The organism is Streptomyces sp. 1331.2 (assembly GCF_900199205.1).
In the GTDB taxonomy this organism is placed as follows: domain Bacteria; phylum Actinomycetota; class Actinomycetes; order Streptomycetales; family Streptomycetaceae; genus Kitasatospora.
This window is the reverse complement of sequence record NZ_OBMJ01000001.1, coordinates 1,860,001-1,880,499: the sequence shown is the minus strand read 5'-3', so window position 1 is coordinate 1,880,499 and position 20,499 is coordinate 1,860,001. Positions and strand designations below refer to the sequence as shown.

The window sequence follows — 20,499 nt, the reverse complement described above, 5'->3', positions numbered from 1 at the left end:
AGAGGTGGATCGTTGAGCCGCTCGGTTCTCGTCACCGGAGGAAACCGGGGCATCGGCCTCGCGATCGCCCAGGCCTTCGCCGAGGCGGGCGACAAGGTGGCCATCACCAGCCGCTCGGGCGAGGTGCCCGAGGCCCTGGCGAAGTACGACGTCCTCGCCGTCCGCTGTGACATCACGGACGCCGCGCAGGTCGACGCCGCCTTCACCGAGATCGAGCAGAAGCACGGCGCGGTCGAGGTGCTGGTCGCCAATGCGGGCATCACCAACGACACCCTGCTGCTGCGCATGTCGGAGGAGGACTTCACCTCCGTCGTGGACACCAACCTGACCGGCACCTTCCGGGTGGTCAAGCGCGCGTCGAAGCTGATGATGCGCGCCCGGAAGGGCCGCGTCGTGCTGATCTCCTCCGTGGTGGGCCTGTCCGGCTCGCCGGGCCAGTCCAACTACGCCGCCTCCAAGGCCGGCCTGGTGGGCTTCGCCCGGTCGCTGGCGCGCGAACTCGGCCCGCGCAACATCACCGTCAACGTGGTCGCGCCCGGCTTCGTCGACACCGACATGACCGCCGTGCTCACCGATGAGCGCCGCGCGCAGATCGTTGCGGACGTGCCGCTCGGCCGGTACGCGGCGCCCGCCGAGGTCGCCTCCACCGTGCGGTTCCTCGGGTCGGACGAGGCCGCGTACATCACCGGAGCCGTCATTCCCGTCGACGGCGGATTGGGCATGGGTCACTGAACATGAGTGGAATCCTCGAAGGCAAGCGGATCCTGATCACCGGTGTGCTGATGGAGTCCTCCATCGCCTTCCACACCGCGAAGCTCGCGCAGGAGCAGGGCGCGGAGATCATCCTCACCGCCTTCCCGCGCCCGAGCCTGACCGAGCGGATCGCCAAGAAGCTGCCGAAGCCGGTCAAGGTCCTGTCGCTGGACGTCTCCAGCGAGGAGGACCTGGCGGGCATCGCCGACCAGGTCCGCGAGCACCTGCCGACCCTGGACGGCATCGTCCACTCGATCGGCTTCGCCCCGCAGGACGCCCTGGGCGGCAACTTCCTGAACACCCCGTGGGAGTCGGTGGCCACCGCGATGAACGTCTCGGCGTTCTCGCTGAAGTCGCTGACCATGGCGCTGCTGCCGCTGATGCAGGACGGCGGCTCGGTCGTCGGCCTGACCTTCGACGCGCAGTACGCCTGGCCGCAGTACGACTGGATGGGCCCGGCCAAGGCCGCCCTGGAGTCGACCAACCGCTACCTGGCGCGCTACCTGGGCGAGCGGGACATCCGCTGCAACCTGATCTCGGCCGGCCCGATCGGCTCGATGGCCGCCAAGTCCATCCCGGGCTTCGGCGACCTGGCCGACACCTGGAACCACCGCTCCCCGCTGAAGTGGGACCTGAGCGACCCGGAGCCGGCCGGCCGCGGCATCGTCGCGCTGCTGTCGGACTGGTTCCCGAAGACCACCGGCGAGATCATCCACGTCGACGGCGGTCTGCACGCCATCGGCGCCTGACGCTCCGCTCCGCCCGTACGCCGCTGCCCGGTACCCCTCGTGGGGTGCCGGGCAGCGGCGTACGTCGTGTTCGGGGCGGGGGACGGGGTCGGGGCGCCTGGGTCTACGCCCGGGGCGCCTGGGTCTACGCCTGGGGCGTCCGGAGCGCCTGGGCTGCCTGGGTCGCCGCGTCGGCTGCCGCCTGGGCGGCCAGGGCCACCTGGGCCGCCGCCTCGGCCGTCCCGCAGGCGCCGATGGCGCGGCCGGCCTCGATCGAGGCGCGCTGGGCGTCGCCGGCCCGGATGGCGTCCAGGATGGTGTCGTGGCCGATGTAGCGCTCGGCGATCAGCTCCGGGCCGACGTCGTGCCGCAGGTGTGCGCGGGTGACCTCGCCGAGGTCGGCGTAGACGGCGAGCAGCACGTCGTTGTGGGCGGCGGCCACCACGGCCTGGTGGAAGGCGGCGTCGGCCTGGATGAAGTCCTCGGCCTCGCCGGAGCGCCAGGCGGCCTCCCGGCGGGCCAGGGCGCCGTCCAGCAGCTCTAGGTCGCGTTCGGTGCGGCGCTGGGCGGCAAGGCCCGCCGCGGAGGTCTCCAGCGCCGCCCGCAGCTCGGCGACCTGCGCCTGGTCGGCGTCGGCGAAGCGGCGGTGCATCACTCCGGCGAGCTCGCTGGTGGCCAGGACGTACGTGCCGGAGCCCTGCCGGATGTCGAGCAGGCCGTTGTGCGCGAGGGCGCGGACGGCCTCGCGGACGGTGTTTCGGGCGACGCCCAGCTGCTCGACCAGGGCGGCCTCGGTGGGGATGCGGGAGCCTACCGGCCACTCCCCGGACGTGATCTGGGCACGCAGCTGCGCGATCACCTGGTCGGACAGCGGGGTGCGCCTCGGCGAGGACAGCGCCACGGGGACTCCTTGCGGCTACGGCTCGGGTGGGGCCTGGGTGGGAGGTGGCCGGTGGATGAACGGTCGGCACATCATGCCAATTCCGAGGTGCATCAATTCATCCCATCATTCTATGATGGCCCGTATGCCCGCAGCAGACACCACCGTTCCCCGGCGGAACGACGCCCGGCCGCAGACCGAGCGGCCCGCCGGACCCGCCCCTTCCACCCCCTCCGCCAGGTACTCGGTCTGGCTGTTCGCCGTCGCGATCGCCGCCGCCGCCTTCAACCTGCGTCCCGTGGTCACCAGCCTCGGACCGCTGCTCGACCAGGTCCGCGCCGACCTCGGGATGAACCCCACCCTCGCCGGGCTGCTCACCGCCGTACCCTCGCTCTGCTTCGGCCTGTTCGGCTTCGCCGCGCCCACCATGGCCCGGCGGATCGGCCCGATCGCGGTGATCACCGCCGGCATGGGCGCGATCACCGCCGGCGTGCTGGCCCGCTCCTTCGCCGGCGGCACCGCGGTCTTCCTGCTGCTGACCGCGCTCGCGCTGGCCGGCGTGGCCGTCTCCAACGTGCTGATCCCGGTGGTGATCAAGCGGTACTTCCCGGAGAAGGTCGGGCCGATGATCGGCCTCTACTCGATGGCGCTGTCCGCCGGCACCGCGCTGGCCGCCGCCGTCACCGTGCCGCTGACCAGCTCCCTCGGCGGCGACTGGCGCTACGGCCTGGGCATCTGGGCCGCGCTCGGCGCGCTCGCTCTGGCGCTCTGGCTGCCGGTGCTGATCGCCAGGCGCGAGCGCGGCGAGCGGGCGGGCGGGGCCGCGACCCCGGCGAAGCTGCCGATTGCCCGCAGCCGTACGGCCTGGGCGCTGGCCTGCTTCTTCGGCCTGCAGGCGACCGGCGCGTACGTGGTGATGGGCTGGCTGCCGAAGATCTTCCAGGACGCCGGCATCGACAAGGGCACCTCCGGGTTGCTGCTCGCGGTGACCATGGTGATCGGCGTGCCGGTCTCCTTCGTGCTGCCCAACCTGGCCGCCCGCCGCGGCGACCAGCGGCTGTTCGTGGTGGTGCTGGCCTCCTGCGGGATCGCCGGGTACGTCGGGCTGGCGCTGGCCCCGGCCGGTGCGCCGTGGGTCTGGGCGGCCCTGGTGGGCCTGTCCAACTGCGCCTTCCCGCTGGTGCTGACGATGATCGGGCTGCGCGCCCGGACGGCGGGCGGGGTGGCCCAGCTGTCGGCCTTCGCCCAGGGCGTCGGCTACCTGATCTCCATCCCCGGTCCGATCCTGATCGGCCGGATCTACCAGGTCACCGGCGAGTGGTACTGGCCGCTGGGCTTCCTCGCGCTGCTGCTGGTCCCGCAGATGTTGTTCGGCCTGCGGGCCGCGCTGGCCCGGCACATCGAGGACGAGGCGGTCCGCCCGGCGGCGGTCAAGGGCTGAGGCCGGTCGAGGCCTGACGCCGGTCAAGGGCTGAGGCCGGTCGAGGCCTGACGCCGGTCAAGGCCCGACCAAGAAGGCGGGGCCACCGCGGGGCGGGCGTGTCGGGGATGGGAGAATTCCCGACATGCCCGTTCTCGACCCGAACCCGACCGACGGCCGCAAGCAGCTCGGCCGTATCGCCCTGGCCTTCGCCGCCATCGTGGTGCTGGTGGCGGTCATCGCCTCCGTCGCCACCTCGCTGGGCTGACGGCCTACCGGCTGCCGTCCGCCGCCGGCTGTCCGCCGTCCGACACCCCGGTGAACGGGGTGTGACGGCACCCGCCACCCCTGCGAGTGGCGGCATCCGGGAGCATCGCGCCCCCGGGCCGCTTTTCTGCCAAGCTTGCTGGGTATGAGCGCCGACACGCCCCGCAGGATCATCGTTCTCCGCCATGCCAAGGCCGACTGGCCGAACGGCGTGGACGACCATGAGCGGCCGCTGGCCGACCGGGGCCGCCACCAGGCCCCGGACGCCGGCCGCTGGCTGGTCGACTCCGGCATCAACCCCGACTACGTGCTCTGCTCCACCGCCCTGCGCACCCGCGAGACGTGGAAGCTGGCGGCGCACGAGCTGCCCAAGCGGGCCCGCAAGACCGTCTACGAGGACCGGATCTACGAGGCCAGCCCCGGCGAGATCATCACCGTCCTCCAGGAGACCCCGGAGGAGTACTCGGACCTGGTGCTGGTCGGCCACAACCCCGGGGTGCTGGGGCTGACCCAGGTGCTGGCCGGGGACGCGGGCGACCGGGACGCGCTGGAGCGGCTGCGCCTCGGCGGCTTCCCGACGGCGGCGATCGCGGTGCTCAGCTTCGACGGGTCGTGGAAGGGCGTCGAGCCGGGTGTCGCCGAGCTGGTCTCGTACTACACGCCGCAGGACTGACGGCCTGAACCACCTGAGGGGCGTGCGGATCGATCCGCACGCCCCTCAGCTGCCTCCGTGGGCCCTCCTCAGGGGCCGGGGAGGGTCCGTCACTCGGTGGGGGTGCCGTGCAGCGCGTCGGCCGCCTCGACCTCCTCACGGGTGATGCCCAGCAGGTAGAGCACGGTGTCCAGGAACGGCACGTTCACCGCGGTGTCGGCGGCCTCGCGCACCACCGGCTTGGCGTTGAAGGCCACCCCGAGCCCGGCCGCGTTCAGCATGTCCAGGTCGTTGGCGCCGTCGCCGATCGCCACCGTCTGCTCCAGCGGCACCTTCGCCTGCTCGGCGAAGCGGGCCAGCCAGCGGGCCTTGCCGGCCCGGTCCACGATCTCGCCGAGCACCCGGCCGGTGAACTTGCCGTCCACCACCTCCAGGGTGTTGGCGGCCGCGAAGTCCAGCCCCAGCTCCGCCACCAGGTGGTCGGTGACCTGGGTGAACCCGCCGGACACCACCGCGACCTGGAAGCCCAGGCGCTGCAGCGTACGGATCAGGGTGCGGGCGCCCGGCGTGAAGCGGACCTCCGCGCGGACCTTCTCCGTCACCGAGGCGTCCAGCCCGGCCAGCAGCGCCACCCGGGCGTGCAGCGACTCGGCGAAGTCCAGCTCGCCCCGCATCGCCGCCGCCGTCACCTCGGCGACCTGCTCCTCGCAGCCCGCGTGGGCGGCGAACAGCTCGATCACCTCGTCCTGGATGAGGGTGGAGTCGACGTCCATGACCACCAGGCGCTTGGCCCGGCGCTCCAGCCCGGCCGCCACCACGGCGACGTCCACCCGCTGGGTGGCCGCCTCCTGGGCCAGCTCGGCCCGCAGTTCCTCGGTGGCCACGCCGGAGACGAACAGTTCGACGGCCGTCACCGGGTACTTGGCGAGGCGGAAGACACGGTCGATGTTGCCGCCCGCCGCGGTGATCCGGGAGGTCAGGGCGGAGACGGCGGCGGCGGTCAGCGGGTTGCCGAGCACCGTGACGTGCGAACGGCCCTCGCGGCGCGGCCGGTTGTCGCCGATGCCGGAGAGGATCTCGGCCTGGAGCTTCTGCTCCTCGGCCCAGCGGTGGACGGTGGCCCGCAGCCCACCCTCGGCGCCGGGGGCGGTGGGCGGGGTGACCAGGGCACACAGCGTGATGCGGCCACGGGTCAAGACCTGCTCGATGTCGATGACGTCGACGCCGAAGCCTGCCAGTGTCGCGAAGAGGCCGGCGGTGATGCCGGGGCGGTCCTTGCCGAACACCTTGACGAGCAGGGTGCGCTCGTCCGCGGTCCGGTGCTGGGCGGCGGGGAGGGGCTCAGCGGCCAGGGGCGATGCGTTCATGGTGCCTCCCACGCTACCCGTCGCCCGGCGGGCCGAGAGCACCTGTCCCACCTCGCGGGACGCCACGGGCCGGGGCTCCGGTAGCAGCCTGGTCACAGTCACCCGGGGTGACTTTCACCGACGGTCGGCGGGCTGGAATGATTCCCCCCGTCAGTCACAGGAACATCGCCCTCCCGGCCGGGGGCCACAATTCGGGGGAACCGAGAGAGCGGGGCAGGCGAGCAGTGCCGCAACTCGTCATCGAGATCAACGGACAGCAGCGGACTCTGGAGCCCGGGCGGTCCTACACCATCGGGCGCAACCCGCAGTCGGACTTCCCGTTCGACGACGCCAGGGTCTCCTGGCACCACGGGACCATCAGCTTCAACGGCAGCGGTTGGCAGCTGGACGACCACGGCAGCACCAACGGCACGTACGTGGCCGGCGCCCGCACCATGCAGGCGCAGCTGTTCCCCGGCGCCGTGGTCAACCTGGGCAACCCGGAGAACGGCCCCCGGCTCGGCTTCTCCGCGCCCGCGCACGCCGCCGCCCCGCAGGCCACCCCGATCCACGAGGCCGCCACCAGCCGCGGTCCGGTGCCGCAGCCGCAGCAGCCGGGTTGGCCGCAGCAGGACCCGTACCAGCAGCCGCAGCAGCAGGGCTGGGCGGGTCAGCCGCAGGCCCAGCAGCCGTTCCCGCAGCAGCAGTACGCACCGCAGCCCCAGCAGGGCTTCCCGCAGCAGCAGGGCTTCCCGCCGGGGCAGGGCTTCCCGCAGCAGCAGGGCCTCCAGCCCCCGCAGCAGCACGGCGCCGGCCCGCAGCCGACCATGATCCGCAACCTGACCGCGGGCATGAACACCGTCCGGATCGGTCGCGCGCTCGACAACGACATCGTGGTGTCCGACCTCCAGGTCTCCCGCCACCACGCCGAGCTGCGCCAGCTCCCGGACGGCCGCTACGAGATCGTCGACCTCGGCAGCCACAACGGCATCTTCCTCAACGGCCAGCGGGTGCAGCGTCAGCTGATGGGCCCGCAGGACCGGCTGACCGTCGGCCACTCCAGCTTCGTGCTGGTCGGCGACCAGCTGCAGGAGTTCGTCGACACCGGCGCGGTCTCCTTCTCCGCCCGCCACCTGACCGTCGAGGTCGAGCACAAGGGCGGCAAGAAGATCCTGCTCAACGACGTCAGCTTCGGCGTCCCGGAGAAGTCCCTGGTCGCCGTCATCGGCCCGTCCGGCTCCGGCAAGTCGACCCTGCTGCGCGCCCTCACCGGCTACCGCCCCGCCGACCGCGGCGAGGTGCTGTACGACGGGCGCAACCTCTACAAGCAGTTCGCCGAACTCCGCTCCCGCATCGGCCTGGTACCGCAGTCGGAGATCCTGCACCGCGAGCTCACCGTCCGGAAGGGCCTCAAGTACGCGGCCCAGCTGCGCTTCCCCGGCGACACCGAGGCGCGCGAGCGCGAGGCCCGCATCGACGAGGTGCTGTACGAGCTGCGCCTGGACAAGCGCGCCGACAACAAGATCACCGCGCTCTCCGGCGGCCAGCAGAAGCGCGTCTCGGTCGCCCTGGAGCTGCTCACCAAGCCCTCGCTGATCTTCCTGGACGAGCCCACCTCGGGCCTCGACCCGGGCATGGACCGCGAGGTCATGCAGATGCTGCGCGGCCTGGCCGACGACGGCCGCACGATCCTGGTCGTCACCCACTCGGTGGCCGAACTGGCGCTCTGCGACCGGCTGTTGGTGATGGCGCCGGGCGGTTCGGTGGCCTACTTCGGCCCGCCGGACGAGGCGCTGCACTTCTTCGGCTACGAGACCTGGGCGGACGTCTTCCAGGCCTTCGAGAACTACCCGGACCACGACTGGGCCGGCCGCTACCGCGGCTCGGTGCACTACCAGCAGTACTCCGCCCCCACCGTGGAGGCGGGCGAGGTGCAGCACGTCCAGGTGGCCCAGGAGGCCATCCGCCCGCCCAAGCCGCAGAGCTGGGGCTCGCAGCTGTGGACGCTGATGCGGCGCTACATGTCCGTGCTCGCCTCGGACCGCGGCTTCCTCGCGCTGTCGGTACTGCTGCCCGCGGTCATCGGCGCGGTCAGCGTGCTGATCCCCAACGCGCCGGGGCTCGCGCCCAACCCGAAGTCGCAGCTCGGGCTCAACAGCGGGGCCGCGACGATCATGCTGATCCTGGCGATCGGGGCCTGCTTCTCCGGCGCGGCCAACTCGGTCCGAGAGTTGATCAAGGAACGGGCGATCTACGAACGGGAGCGGGCCACCGGCCTGTCCCGCTCGGCGTACATGATGTCCAAGATCATCGTGCTGGGCATCTTCAGCGTGATCCAGGGCGCCATCATCTCCGCCGTCGGCTTCCTGCCGCGCAAGCTCCCCGCGCACGGCCTGATCGTCAAGAACCTGCCGATCATCGAGATGACCATCGGCATGATCCTGCTGAGCTTCGCCGCGATGATGTTCGGCCTGATGATCTCCGCGCTGGTGAAGACCGCCGAGAAGACCATGCCCCTGCTGGTCATGTTCGCCATCGTCCAGGTCGTCTTCACCGGCTGCCTCTTCCAGATCTTCAGCAAGCCCGGCCTGGAGCAGGTCGCCTGGCTGATGCCGGCCCGCTGGGGCACCGGCATCGTCTCCACCACGCTCGACCTGTCGAAGCTGATGGGCCCCTGGAACAAGGACTTCCAGAACCCCAAGTACGACCCGCTGTGGACGCACTCCGTCGCCCAGTGGTCGATCGACGCGGGCGTGCTGATCGTGATCTCGGTCGTGATCGGCGTCATCGTGACCCGGCTCCAGCGCCGGCACGAGCCGGAGGTCATGCAGAAGGGCTGACGCCCGGACCCGAGCAAGAGGGCGGCCTTCCCGCGTCGGGGGAGGCCGCCCTCTGTTGCTCGCCCGCTCGCCTCCGGGGCGCTCGGACCCGGCACCGACGGTCGGCGCTCCCTCGCTTCTCCCTTTCGGCACCGGCGCGCCCCTTCGGCTCGGGGCGGGAGGGCCCCGCAGCCCTAGGTCCCCGGACCTGCTGCGTGCGCGGCCGCAGGCGGACGCGACCGTCCTGGTCGCGGCGGTAGTTTGGCGGTATGCCCAGCACCATAGGAGACCACCGGGCCCAGCACGGCCCGCTGCCCGCCTGCGACCCCTGCCTGTCCGGGATCGAGGCCGTCAGCCAGGCACTTCTCGCCATGAGCCGGCATCTGGAGGTCCGGGAGGTGCTGCGCCGCATCACCGCCTCCGCCCGGGACCTGCTCGGCGCCGAGTACGCGGCCCTGGGCGTGCCCGACGACCACGGCGGCTTCGCCCAGTTCGTGGTCGACGGCGTCACCGACGAGCAGTGGCGGGCGATCGGCCCGCTGCCCCGCCAGCACGGCGTGCTCGCCGCGATGCTGCACGAGACCGGGCCCACCCGCCTCGCCGACGTCCGCAAGGCGCCCGCCTTCGAGGGCTGGCCCTCCGCCCACCCCGACATGGACGCCTTCCTCGGCATGCCGATCCTGGACACCGACGCGGCCGAGGACGAACCGCAGGTGATGGGCGTCATCTTCCTCGCCAACAAGCGCGGCGGCGGCCTGTTCACCGACCACGACGAGGAACTGCTGCGGATCCTCGCCGCGCACGCCGCCCTCGCCCTGTCCAACGCCCGGCTGTACGAGCGCAGCCGCGAGCTCACCCTGGCCGGCGAGCGCGCCCGGATCGCCCACGACCTGCACGACGCCGTCTCGCAGAAGCTCTTCTCGCTGCGGCTGACCGCCAAGGCCGCCGCCAAGCTCGTCGACCGCGACCCGGCCCGGGCCCGGGCCGAACTCGCCGAGGTCGCCCGGCTGGCCGCCGAGGCCGCCGACGAACTGCGCGCCGTCGTGGTGGAACTGCGCCCGGCCGCACTGGAGGAGGACGGGCTGAGCGCCACCCTCGCCTCCCAGGTGCAGGTCCTCGACCGGGCGCACACCGCCGACGTCGCCTTCGCCGCCGACGGCGTGCGCGCCCTGCCGCCCGCCCAGGAGGCCGCGCTGCTGCGGGTCGCCCAGGAGGCGCTGCACAACGCGCTGCGCCACTCCGGCGCCGGCCGGGTCACCGTCACCCTGGCCGGGACGCCCGCGCGCGGCGCCGTGCTGCAGGTGCGCGACGACGGGCGCGGCTTCGACCCCGAATCCGTGCGCCGGGCCGGCCGCCACCTCGGCCTGGCCTCGATGCGCGACCGTGCGGCCGCCGTCGGCGGCACGCTCACCCTGGAGTCGGCCCCCGGCCGGGGGACGCTCGTCGAGATGGAGGTCCCCGGTGCCTGAGAGCACACCGTCGATCCGCGTCCTGCTGGTCGATGACCACCAGGTGGTCCGGCGCGGACTGCGCACCTTCCTGGAGGTCCAGGACGACATCGAGGTGGTCGGGGAGGCCGCCGACGGGGCGGAGGGCGTCGAGCGGGCCCGCGAACTGGACCCCGACGTCGTCCTGATGGACCTCAAGATGCCCGGTGTCGACGGGATCGAGGCACTGCGCACGCTCAAGGGGGAGGGCAGCCGGGCCCGCATCCTGATCGTCACCAGCTTCACCGAGCACCGCACGATGGTCCCCGCGCTGCGGGCCGGCGCCGCCGGGTACGTCTACAAGGACGTGGACCCGGAGGCGCTGGCCGGTGCGATCCGCTCGGTGCACGCCGGCCACGTGCTGCTCCAGCCGGAGCTGGCCGAGGCCCTGCTCTCCGAGGACGGCCCGCGCGCGCCGCAGGGCCGCGGCGGCACCCTCACCGAGCGCGAGCGCGAGGTGCTCGGCCACATCGCCGACGGGCGCTCCAACCGGGAGATCGCGCGCAGCCTGCACCTGTCGGAGAAGACGGTCAAGACGCACGTCTCCAACATCCTGATGAAGCTGGACCTCGCCGACCGCACCCAGGCCGCGCTCTGGGCCGTGCGCAACGGCGAGGCCCGGGAGGGGGCGGGGCCGCGGGCCTGACGGACTGTCAGTGCCGTGTGCAAGGGTGGCCCTGACGTCACAGCAGACGACACCGCAGGAGAGGGGGCGTCATGGCGGAGCCGCGCAGGGAGTCCGGGCTCCCCGGGCCCGGGGGCGGCCGCCCGTCGGGCCCGGGGGCGGTTTCCGGCCAGGTGCCGGACCGGCTCCGGCGGGCCGTCAGCGCGCCTCGCGCTCGTCCACCAGGGCGTTGTAGGCAGCCACCTGGGCCCGCCGGGCGGTGCGCCGCAGCGGCGCCAGGACGGACTGCCGCGCGGCCATCTCGGAGGCGCTGACGGCCGCGCCGTGGCCGCCGGAGGCGATCGAGAGCAGGGCGGACACCTGGCGGGCCGACTCCAGGACCCGCACGGCCTGCGGCGGGTAGCCCGGCGCCAGCAGCTCGGCGTGCCCGCGCCGGCGGTACGCCTCCAGGGCACGCAGGGCCTCCGGACCGGCGCCGGCCACGTCGAGCCGGGTGAGCAGGACGGTCGCCTCACGCAGCCCGTCCGCCAGCTCGCGCTCGGCCTCGTGCAGCGACGGCACGTCCGCCGGCGGGCCGTCGTTGACCTCGGCACAGCGCCACAGCACGGTCGCCGAGTGGTCCCCCTCCGGGCCGTACACCGTGACCTCCGGCACCAGGCCGAGCGGCACGCCCACCGCGAGCACCGCCTCGCCCGCGGCCATGGCGCGCTCGTTGAACGACGCCGGGCCGCTCAGCCCCAGCGGATGCCCGGCCGAGGGCAGCGCCAGGCGCAGGCCCTTCACCCCGAGCACCCGCAGCCGGCCCAGCGCCCAGGTCAGCCCGTGCTGCTCGCCCGGCTCGTCCCCGGGCAGCCCGCTCACCCGGTGGCTCTCGTCGGTGCCCAAAACGGCCGCGGCGGCGTTGTCGGGCGGCACCAGGCCCGCCAGCAGGGCGTTGCCCCAGGCGGTCAGCCGCCCCGAACGGGGTTCTTCGTACGGATTGTCGGCAGGAGTCACGAGCATCCGGCCAGCCTACGGAATCGGCGGTCGTCCGCGTGGCGTAGGTTTGCCCATGCGTGTGCGGCGCACCCACCTCGTGCCCACCGGCTGCCGGAGTAGGCTCGCCGCCCGCATCGACGGCCGAGAATCTTGTTTTTTGGGGAAGGCGTGGGCATGAGCGACGTGCTGGAGCTGGTGGACGTATCCGTGGTCCGGGAGGGGCGCGCGCTGGTCGACCAGGTCTCGTGGTCCATCTCCGAGGGTGAGCGCTGGGTCATCCTGGGCCCGAACGGCGCCGGCAAGACCACCCTGCTGCAGATCGCCTCCTCGTACCTGTTCCCGACCTCGGGCAAGGTCACCGTGCTCGGCGAGAAGCTGGGCGAGATCGACGTCTTCGAGCTGCGCTCCCGGATCGGCCTGGCCGGCGCCGCCATGTTCGACAAGCTGCCGGCCGAGCAGACCGTGCTGCAGACCGTGCTCACCGCCGCGTACGGCATGACGGTCAGCTGGCAGGAGACCTACGAGCAGTCGGACGAGGGCCGGGCCCTCGCGCTGCTCGACCGCCTCGGCATGGCCGGCCTCACCGACCGCAAGTTCGGCACCCTCTCCGAGGGCGAGCGCAAGCGGACCCTGATCGCCCGCGCCCTGATGACCGACCCCGAGCTGCTGCTGCTCGACGAGCCCGCAGCCGGCCTGGACCTCGGCGGCCGCGAGGACCTGGTCCGCCGGCTCGGGGCGCTCGCCCAGGACGAGTTCGCCCCGGCCATGGCGATGGTCACCCACCACGTCGAGGAGATCGCGCCGGGCTTCACCCACGTCCTGATGATCCGCCAGGGCAAGGTGCTCACGGCCGGCCCGATCGACACCGAGCTGACCGCCCGCAACCTTTCCAAGTGCTTCGGCCTGCCGCTCACCCTGGAGCGCCACGGCGACCGCTGGTCGGCCCAGGGCCTGCCGCTCGGCTGAGGCCCCGTCCGCCCGTCCCTCCGCGAGGCCGTCGGAACCGGTCGCACGTGCGACCGGTTTCCGCCCCTCGACCTGCGGGAACTGTCCGCCTCGAAGGCCTTCGCTCCCTAGGATGGACACGTGGACAGCTGGATCTGGTGGCTCCTGGCCGCCGCAGGGCTCGGCATACCGCTGGTGCTGACCGCGATGCCGGAGTTCGCCATGTTCGCGGTGGGGGCGCTGGCCGCCGCAGGAGTGGCTGCGTTGGGCGGGGGAGTGGTCCTGGAGGCCGTGACCTTCCTGGTGGTCTCGGTCGCGCTGGTGGTCTTCGTCCGCCCGATCGCCTACCGGCAGCTGCAGAAGGGCCCGCAGATCAAGATGGGCATCGAGGCGCTGCAGGGCGCCACCGCGGTCGTCGCGGAAACCGTCGACGGGGAGGGCGGACGGATCAAGCTGAACGGCGAGATCTGGTCGGCCCGCGCGCTCCATCCGGACCAGGTGTACCGGCCCGGGCAGCAGGTCGACGTCGTCGAAATCCAGGGCGCGACCGCCCTGGTCGTCTAGGGGAGAGTCCGTGGAACCCGTCCTTATCGTCCTGGTCGTCCTGGTCGTGGTGGCCTTCATCGCGCTGATCAAGACGATCCAGGTCATCCCGCAGGCCAGCGCGGCGATCGTGGAGCGCTTCGGCCGCTACACCCGGACGCTCAACGCAGGGCTGAACATCGTCGTCCCGTTCATCGACCGCGTCCGCAACCGGATCGACCTGCGCGAGCAGGTCGTGCCGTTCCCGCCGCAGCCGGTGATCACCCAGGACAACCTGGTGGTCAACATCGACACCGTCATCTACTACCAGGTCACCGACCCCCGGGCGGCCACCTACGAGGTCGCCAGCTACATCCAGGCGATCGAGCAGCTGACCGTCACCACGCTGCGCAACATCATCGGCTCGATGGACCTGGAGTCCACCCTGACCTCGCGCGAGGTCATCAACGCCGGCCTGCGCGGCGTCCTGGACGAGGCCACCGGCAAGTGGGGCATCCGGGTCAACCGCGTCGAGCTGAAGGCGATCGAGCCGCCGACCTCCATCCAGGACTCGATGGAGAAGCAGATGCGCGCCGACCGCGACAAGCGCGCCGCGATCCTCACGGCGGAGGGCCAGCGCCAGGCGCAGATCCTCAAGGCCGAGGGTGAGAAGCAGGCGGACGTGCTCAGGGCCGAGGGTGAGGCGCAGGCCGCGGTGCTGCGCGCCGACGGTGAGGCCGCCGCGATCCGGACGGTCTTCGAGGCCATCCACGACGGCGACGCCGACCAGAAGCTGCTCGCCTACCAGTACCTGCAGACCCTGCCCGAGCTGGCCAAGGGTGACTCCAACAAGCTGTGGATCATCCCCAGTGAGGTCGGCGACGCGCTCAAGGGCCTCGGCGGCGCCTTCACCGGGCTGTCCGGCAACGGCGGCGGGGCCAACGGCGGCGCGGTCGCGGCGCCCAGCGCTCCCAAGGGGGCCCCGGCCACCCAGGTGCCGATCGACCCGGCCGCCGGGCCGCGGCCGGTGGACACCGACAAGGGCGCGGCCCGTCCGCGGGTGGAGCCGACCCGGGAGTACCCCAAGATCGACCCGGAGTGACGGGCTGAGCTCCGGTTCGCTCGGTCCGCCTCGTCGAGGGCCCGCCGCCGTACGCGTTCCGTACGGCGGCGGGCCCTCGGGCTTTCGCGACTGTGTGGCGTACGTCCCGAATGACGGGCGGGCCTGGTCCGGCGGCCCGGTGGTCCGGCATGATCGCCTCGGACAGGACCGAGAGGAGAGGTGACCGATGACGCTCTGGGAGGCGATCGCCGTCCTGGTGGCCGGGGTCGGCGCCGGGATGATCAATGTGATCGTCGGCTCCGGAACCCTGATCACCTTCCCGGTCCTGCTCGCCGTCGGCATCCCGCCGGTCACCGCCAACGTCTCCAACTCCTTCGGCCTGGTGCCCGGTTCGCTCAGCGGCGTGATCGGCTACCGCCGCGAACTGGCCGACCAGGGTCGCCGGGTGCTGCGCCTGGGCACCGCCTCGCTGCTCGGCGGGCTGGTCGGCGCGCTGCTGCTGATCAAGCTGCCGAGCGGCGCCTTCGACGCGATCGTCCCGGTGCTGATCCTGCTCGCGCTCGTCCTGGTGGTGATCCAGCCCCGGGTGGCCAAGGCCGTCGCCGCCCGCCGCCGGCCCGGCGGCGATCCGGACGGCAGCCCGGTGCTGCTGGCCGGGGTGTTCCTCACCGGTATCTACGGCGGCTACTTCGGAGCGGCGCAGGGCGTCCTGCTGATGGCGCTGATGGGCATGCTGCTGCAGGAGGAACTGCAGCGGATCAACGGGGTGAAGAACGCTCTGGCGATGATCGTCAACGCCGTCGCGGCACTGTTCTTCCTCTTCACCTCGACCGTCAACTGGACGGCCGCCGGGCTGATCGCGGTGGGCTCGCTGCTCGGCGGCCTGGTCGGCGCCAAGGTCGGCCGTCGCCTCCCGCCGGCCGCGCTGCGCGGGGTGATCGTGGTGGTCGGCCTCGCGGCCGTCACCAAGCTGCTGCTGGCCTGAGCGAAACCGCTGCAGACCGAACCGAACGACCGTCAGACCGTACGAGAGTCGGAGGAATACGCCATGGCCCTGGAGATGCGCGAGACCTGCGAGCGCTGCGAGGTGTCGCTGACCGCCGACGGCCCCGCCTCGATATGTTCCTACGAGTGCACCTTCTGCCCGGACTGCACCGAGGCCATGGCCGGCAACTGCCCCAACTGCGGCGGCGAACTGGTGGTCCGTCCGCGCCGGAAGGCCGCCTGACCCCGGGCACCCGGGCACCCGGGTCCTCCGGTCCTCCGGACCGACGACGCACCAGGAGCGCAGCGATGAGCAGCAGGGCACGGCTGAGCGAGGACGAGATCACGGCGGCCCTGGCGGCGCTGCCGCAGTGGACGCGGGAAGGCGACAGCATCGCCCGAAGCGCCGACGCCCCGGACTTCCCGGCGGCGATCCGGGTGGTCGTCGCCGTCGCCGAGCAGGCCGAAGCGCTCGACCACCACCCCGACATCGACATCCGCTGGCGCACCCTGCGCTTCGTCCTGTCCACCCACAGCGCCGGCGGCCTCACCGGGCTGGACCTCACCCTGGCCGCCCGTATCGACGAGGCCCTGCGGGCCGAGTCCGCGGCCTGAGGCGGGCCCGGCCGAGGATCGGGAGCGTACGCCGAGGGCCCGGGTCGTCACCCCGGACGGGCGTGAGATGCTGACTGCCGCATCGGCAGGCAGGCGGCTCGGGAGGGACGGAACGGATGGCGCAGGAGCCCTTCGGAGACGCCCGCTCCCAGCAGCAGTGGCACCCCCAGGGCCCGGCGGACTGGCAGGTCGGCGGCTCGTACGGGCAGCAGCTGCAGGATCCGCAGCAGCCGCAGGAGCAGGCGCACTGGCAGCAGCAGGCGGGGTACGGCTCGCTCGGCTACGGGCAGCAGCCGTCGTACGACCAGGCGGGCTACGGCCAGCCGGGCTACGACCAGCCGGGCTACGGCCAGGCAGGCTACGACCGCGGCGGCTATCAGGGCGGCCATGACCAGGGCGCCTACGGGCAGACGGGGTATGTCGAGGGCGGCTACGTCCACGGCCCCGGGCCGTACGGCGGCCAGGAGCAGTACCAGCCGTACCCGGGGCACTCGGGGCACGGGCACTCGGAGTACGCCGGGTACCCGCAGCAGTTCCCGCAGTACGCCGATCAGCAGCAACCGTACGCGCCGTACCCCTCCCCGCAGGAGCCCGCCGGGGAGGGGCTGTACGTTCCGGCGGGGGCGGAGTACTCGGCGGACGGCTACGTGCACATCGAGGAGGCCGAGCCGGAGCCCGCACCATCCGACCCGGAGGAGACCTCGGAGCGCGCCGCGGAGTCCGCGGCCGGGCCCGGTGCCGCGCGGTCCCGGAGTGCCGGACGGCGGGGTGGTGACAGCGGATCCGGGCCCGGATCGGCGTCCGGATCGGCGTCCGGATCCTCGTTCTCGGCCAAGGCCCGGAAGGCCGCCGACGCGGTGCTGACCGGGGAGCACGTGCCCAGCCGGAAGGCGCTGCTGGTGCGGGCCGGCGCCGGGGTGGCCGCGCTGGGGGTGCTGGTGGCGGCCGGGCTGATGGTCGGTGCCGAGGGCGGCGGCAGCGCGGCGGCGAGCAGTGGCGGAGAGCCGGGGTTCGCGGTGGCGCACACCCGGGCGTGGTCCGCGCAGCCGGCCGCGACCGGGCAGCCCGCGGGTGACGACACCCTGGTCGGCAGCTGGCTGCTCGCGGACGCGGTGGTGCGGGCCGACGGCTCGGGGGTGCACGCGTACGACCGTGCCGGCGGCAAGCCGACCTGGTCGGTGGAGCCTCCGGCCGCCGGCGCCGTTCCGTGCGGGCTGTCGGCGGGCATCAACCAGGCCGGCCTGGGCGCGGTGCTGTTCCGGCCGCAGGCCGATCCGAAGAGCCCCTGCGTGCTGGTCGCAGCCGTGGACACCAAGAACGGCAAGACCGCCTGGACCAAGTCCGTCTCGGAGGCCAAGGGCGCCTACTCGGCGCGGATCGGCGTCACCGAGGACAAGGTGATCGCGATCGGCGACGACCGGGCGGTGGCCTGGGCGTCCGCGGACGGCGCGGACGTCTGGCAGTACACCGGCCAGGGCAGGTTCTGCACCCTCTCCGGCGGAGTCAGCGGCAAGACCGTGCTGGTCGCCTCCTCCTGCGCCGACTCGACGCCCGCCGACCAGGCCGTCGCGCTGAACACCGCGGACGGCAAGGTCGGCTGGTGGCGGGGCCTGAACAACCAGCCGAAGACGGTGACAGTGCTGTCCGCGGAGCCCGCCGTGGTCCTCACCACCGGCGACAAGCCGGAGAACGACCGGGTGTTCGCCTGGGGCGCCGCCGGCGACCCGGCCGCCGAGATCCCGGTGGTCACGGGCGGCGGCCGGCTGGATGTCGCCCACGGCGCGTTCGCGGCGACCCCCGAGGTGTTCTTCGAGGGCCGCACGATGGTCACCACCCTCACGCCGGCGAACGGCGGCGGGCCGGTGGCCGCGGTCGGCTACGACCTGGACACCGGCAAGCAGCGCTGGAAGACGCCGACCACCGTCAAGGGCACCGTGCGAGCGGTCGGCATCGACGGCGGCTCGCTGGTGCTCGCCGCCGACGAACGCCGCGACCAGCCCGCCCGCCTCAGCCGGTTCCCGCTGGTCGGAGGCCAGGAGGCGACCGGCGGCAACTTCCCGGCCGGCACCGGCTCGCTGCTGGTCTCCGGACGGGTGCTGATCGGCGGCGGGCAGGTGGTCGTGGTGCCCGAGCACTCGACCAACTACGGCACCGCGGCCGGGTACCAGGCGAAGGGCTGACGCCGCCTCCCCGGTACGCGGCTCCGCGGCTGGTGCTCGGGCTACGCGGCCGGGGCGGGCACGCCCGGTACGGGCGGCAGCCAGTCGGCGAGCTCCCGGACCTCCGCGCTGCGCAGGCCGAGCGCCAGCATCAGGCTGGCCTGCGGGGTCGGCACGAACGGGCGGCGCAGCAGTCTCATCCCGGCCTGCTCCGGCGTGCGGTCCGCCTTGCGCTGGTTGTCGTCCGCGCACGCGGCCACCGTGTTCAGCCAACTGTCCGCTCCACCGCGCGACTTGGGCTGCAGGTGGTCCACCGTGGTGGCCCGCCGCCCGCAGTACGCGCACAGGTGCTGGTCCCGGGCCAGGACACCCCGCCGCGACCACGGAGCCTGTTGTCGGAACGGTACCCGTACGTACCGTTGCAGTCTGATGACCCTCGGGACCGGAACGGCCACGCCCGTCCCCCGGATCGAGCGCAGCGGATGCGCCTGCTCCACCACCGCCTTGTCCTGGAGCACCAGGACGACGGCGCGCTGGAGCGACACCGTCGTCAGGGGCTCGTAGCTCGCGTTCAGAACCAGCGTGTTGCGCACTCGGCACACCCTTCCCACGGGCGTGCCACGGCGGCACGACCGTCTCCACACACGTCACTGCCGCCGCGCGGCGGTGACACCACTCTGAATGGACCCGCAGCCGACGAACAACGGAATTTCCGGTATCGCGGAGGCACCCGGGGGAGTGGGCGGGTCGACCGGCGGGCGTGGATCGGCGGGCTGGTGGGGTGCCTCGCGGAAGCCTGGGGGAAAACTCGCCGGTCGGAACCGCGTAGGCTCTGACAGGCTGGAGTCGTTCCGACCCGGGGCCCTACCGAACCGGGCCGCCGCCGGGCGGACGCCCGACAGAAGGAGAAGCGTGACCGTGACGGACATCGTCGACGAGCTGCAGTGGCGTGGACTGATCGCCCTGTCCACCGACGAGGACGCACTGCGCAAGGCGTTCGCGGACGGCCCGGTCACGTTCTATTGCGGCTTCGACCCGACGGCCCCCAGCCTGCACCTCGGCAACCTGGTGCAGATCCTCACCATGCGCCGCATCCAGCAGGCGGGGAACCTCCCGCTCGGCCTGGTCGGCGGTGCCACCGGCCTGATCGGCGACCCGAAGCCCACCGCCGAGCGCGTGCTCAACGACCCCGAGACGGTGGCCGGCTGGGTCGAGCGCCTGCGCGGCCAGATCTCGCGGTTCCTCGACTTCGACGGCCCGTACGCGGCGCGCATGGTCAACAACCTGGACTGGACGTCCGGGATGTCGGCCATCAGCCTGCTGCGCGACGTGGGCAAGTACTTCCGGGTCAACAACATGATCGCCAAGGAGGCCGTCGCCCGACGGCTCAACTCCGACGCGGGCATCAGCTACACCGAGTTCAGCTACCAGATCCTCCAGGGCATGGACTTCCTGGAGCTGAACCGCCGCTACGGCTGCACGCTTGAGACCGGCGGCAGCGACCAGTGGGGCAACCTGACCGCCGGCACGGACCTGATCCGCAAGGCCGAGGGCAAGTCCGTCCACGCGCTGGCCACGCCGCTGATCGTCAAGGCCGACGGCACCAAGTTCGGCAAGACCGAGTCCGGTACGGTCTGGCTCGACCCCGAGCTGACCACCCCGTACGCCTTCTACCAGTTCTGGCTGAACGCGGACGACCGGGACGTCTCCAATTTCCTGCGGATCTTCAGCTTCCGCTCGAAGGAGGAGATCGAGGAGCTGGAGCGCGAGACCTCCGAGCGCCCCGCCGCCCGCCTCGCCCAGCGCGCCCTCGCCGAGGAGCTCACCACCCTCGTCCACGGCGCCGAGCAGTACGAGCGCGCGGTCGCCGCGTCCAAGGCACTGTTCGGCCAGGGCGACCTCGCCGACCTGGAGGCCCCGACCCTGGCCGCCGCCCTGGCCGAGGTCCCCAAGGCCGAGGTCCCCGAACTCCAGCCGGTGGTCGACCTGTTGGTCGCCGTCGGCCTGGCGCCGAGCCGTTCGGCCGCCCGCCGGACGATCAAGGAGGGCGGTGCCTACCTCAACAACGTCAAGGTGACGGACGAGGAGGCGGTGCCGACCGAGGCCGACCTGCTGCACGGCCGCTGGCTGGTGCTGCGGCGCGGCAAGCGGAACCTCGCGGCAGCGGAGCTGACGCCGGCGTCCACGTCGGCGTGACCGGAATTCGACGCCGCTGACCTGCGGCTTCGACAGTCGGGGGCGGGATCCAGCCGGATC

General features: G+C 72.7%; 20 protein-coding genes. 16 read left to right on the top strand and 4 right to left on the bottom strand.

The genetic code is table 11. From position 1 onward, the window contains the following. Positions 1-12 precede the first annotated feature (12 nt). Both fabG and fabI read left to right on the top strand, forming a co-directional pair. Positions 13-732: a 3-oxoacyl-[acyl-carrier-protein] reductase gene (gene fabG, locus CRP52_RS07815; protein ID WP_097235732.1), complete on the top strand. Its 720-nt coding sequence runs from the start codon at positions 13-15 to the stop codon at positions 730-732. Between the two features lie 2 nt (positions 733-734). Further along, positions 735-1,502: an enoyl-ACP reductase FabI gene (fabI, locus tag CRP52_RS07810; RefSeq protein WP_097235731.1), complete on the top strand. Its 768-nt coding sequence runs from the start codon at positions 735-737 to the stop codon at positions 1,500-1,502. Between the two features lie 124 nt (positions 1,503-1,626). On the opposite strand, the gene CRP52_RS07805 is transcribed toward fabI, so the two are convergent. Continuing rightward, complete coding sequence (locus CRP52_RS07805; RefSeq protein WP_097235730.1) at positions 1,627-2,382, bottom strand: FadR/GntR family transcriptional regulator; 756 nt, start codon at positions 2,380-2,382, stop codon at positions 1,627-1,629. 115 nt (positions 2,383-2,497) lie between these two features. Between CRP52_RS07805 and CRP52_RS07800 the strand changes: the two genes are divergently transcribed. From CRP52_RS07800 to CRP52_RS07790, 3 genes are all read left to right on the top strand, one after another. Further along, a complete protein-coding gene (locus CRP52_RS07800) occupies positions 2,498-3,802 on the top strand; it encodes a CynX/NimT family MFS transporter (RefSeq protein WP_373560469.1) in 1,305 nt (434 codons plus the stop codon). 124 nt (positions 3,803-3,926) lie between these two features. Beyond that, complete coding sequence (locus CRP52_RS39335; RefSeq protein WP_097235728.1) at positions 3,927-4,049, top strand: SGM_5486 family transporter-associated protein; 123 nt, start codon at positions 3,927-3,929, stop codon at positions 4,047-4,049. Positions 4,050-4,193: 144 nt separating this feature from the next. After that, positions 4,194-4,721 (top strand): SixA phosphatase family protein, encoded by a 528-nt coding sequence (locus CRP52_RS07790; protein WP_097239918.1) that lies wholly within the window; start codon positions 4,194-4,196, stop codon positions 4,719-4,721. Between the two features lie 89 nt (positions 4,722-4,810). Here CRP52_RS07790 and serB read toward each other — a convergent pair whose 3' ends face one another. After that, positions 4,811-6,067: a phosphoserine phosphatase SerB gene (gene serB, locus CRP52_RS07785; protein ID WP_097235727.1), complete on the bottom strand. Its 1,257-nt coding sequence runs from the start codon at positions 6,065-6,067 to the stop codon at positions 4,811-4,813. A gap of 224 nt (positions 6,068-6,291) precedes the next feature. On the opposite strand from serB, the gene CRP52_RS07780 reads away from it, so the two are divergent. From CRP52_RS07780 to CRP52_RS07770, 3 genes are all read left to right on the top strand, one after another. Next, complete coding sequence (locus CRP52_RS07780) at positions 6,292-8,886, top strand: FHA domain-containing protein (RefSeq protein ID WP_097235726.1); 2,595 nt, start codon at positions 6,292-6,294, stop codon at positions 8,884-8,886. Between the two features lie 350 nt (positions 8,887-9,236). Continuing rightward, positions 9,237-10,334, top strand: a complete 1,098-nt coding sequence (locus tag CRP52_RS07775) for a GAF domain-containing sensor histidine kinase (RefSeq protein ID WP_257033025.1) — start codon at positions 9,237-9,239, stop codon at positions 10,332-10,334. Further along, complete coding sequence (locus tag CRP52_RS07770) at positions 10,327-10,998, top strand: response regulator (protein ID WP_097235724.1); 672 nt, start codon at positions 10,327-10,329, stop codon at positions 10,996-10,998. Before CRP52_RS07775 ends, CRP52_RS07770 begins: the two co-directional genes overlap by 8 nt. Before the next feature lie 177 nt (positions 10,999-11,175). Here the strand turns inward: CRP52_RS07770 and CRP52_RS07765 are convergent, their stop codons facing one another. Then, complete coding sequence (locus CRP52_RS07765; RefSeq protein WP_097235723.1) at positions 11,176-11,979, bottom strand: hypothetical protein; 804 nt, start codon at positions 11,977-11,979, stop codon at positions 11,176-11,178. Between the two features lie 150 nt (positions 11,980-12,129). Here CRP52_RS07765 and CRP52_RS07760 point away from each other — a divergent pair, with 150 nt between their 5' ends. From CRP52_RS07760 to CRP52_RS40390, 7 genes are all read left to right on the top strand, one after another. Next, positions 12,130-12,921, top strand: coding sequence for an ABC transporter ATP-binding protein (locus CRP52_RS07760; RefSeq protein ID WP_097235722.1), 792 nt, complete (start codon positions 12,130-12,132; stop codon positions 12,919-12,921). A gap of 120 nt (positions 12,922-13,041) precedes the next feature. Further along, positions 13,042-13,464: an NfeD family protein gene (locus CRP52_RS07755; RefSeq protein WP_097235721.1), complete on the top strand. Its 423-nt coding sequence runs from the start codon at positions 13,042-13,044 to the stop codon at positions 13,462-13,464. Between the two features lie 10 nt (positions 13,465-13,474). Next, positions 13,475-14,524: an SPFH domain-containing protein gene (locus CRP52_RS07750; RefSeq protein WP_097235720.1), complete on the top strand. Its 1,050-nt coding sequence runs from the start codon at positions 13,475-13,477 to the stop codon at positions 14,522-14,524. Positions 14,525-14,711: 187 nt separating this feature from the next. Next, positions 14,712-15,470, top strand: a complete 759-nt coding sequence (locus tag CRP52_RS07745; protein ID WP_097235719.1) for a sulfite exporter TauE/SafE family protein — start codon at positions 14,712-14,714, stop codon at positions 15,468-15,470. Between the two features lie 63 nt (positions 15,471-15,533). Beyond that, on the top strand, positions 15,534-15,713 hold the full coding sequence (locus tag CRP52_RS07740; protein ID WP_097235718.1) for a DUF1272 domain-containing protein: 180 nt from the start codon (positions 15,534-15,536) through the stop codon (positions 15,711-15,713). 65 nt (positions 15,714-15,778) lie between these two features. After that, positions 15,779-16,084: a 4a-hydroxytetrahydrobiopterin dehydratase gene (locus CRP52_RS07735; RefSeq protein ID WP_097235717.1), complete on the top strand. Its 306-nt coding sequence runs from the start codon at positions 15,779-15,781 to the stop codon at positions 16,082-16,084. A gap of 116 nt (positions 16,085-16,200) precedes the next feature. Continuing rightward, the gene (locus CRP52_RS40390; protein WP_097235716.1) at positions 16,201-18,264 is read left to right on the top strand and encodes an outer membrane protein assembly factor BamB family protein; all 2,064 of its coding nucleotides are present in this window, start codon (positions 16,201-16,203) and stop codon (positions 18,262-18,264) included. A gap of 41 nt (positions 18,265-18,305) precedes the next feature. Here the strand turns inward: CRP52_RS40390 and CRP52_RS07725 are convergent, their stop codons facing one another. Next, positions 18,306-18,836, bottom strand: coding sequence for an HNH endonuclease (locus CRP52_RS07725; RefSeq protein WP_097235715.1), 531 nt, complete (start codon positions 18,834-18,836; stop codon positions 18,306-18,308). Positions 18,837-19,161: 325 nt separating this feature from the next. Between CRP52_RS07725 and tyrS the strand changes: the two genes are divergently transcribed. Continuing rightward, on the top strand, positions 19,162-20,439 hold the full coding sequence (gene tyrS, locus CRP52_RS07720) for a tyrosine--tRNA ligase (protein WP_097239917.1): 1,278 nt from the start codon (positions 19,162-19,164) through the stop codon (positions 20,437-20,439). Positions 20,440-20,499 lie beyond the last annotated feature (60 nt).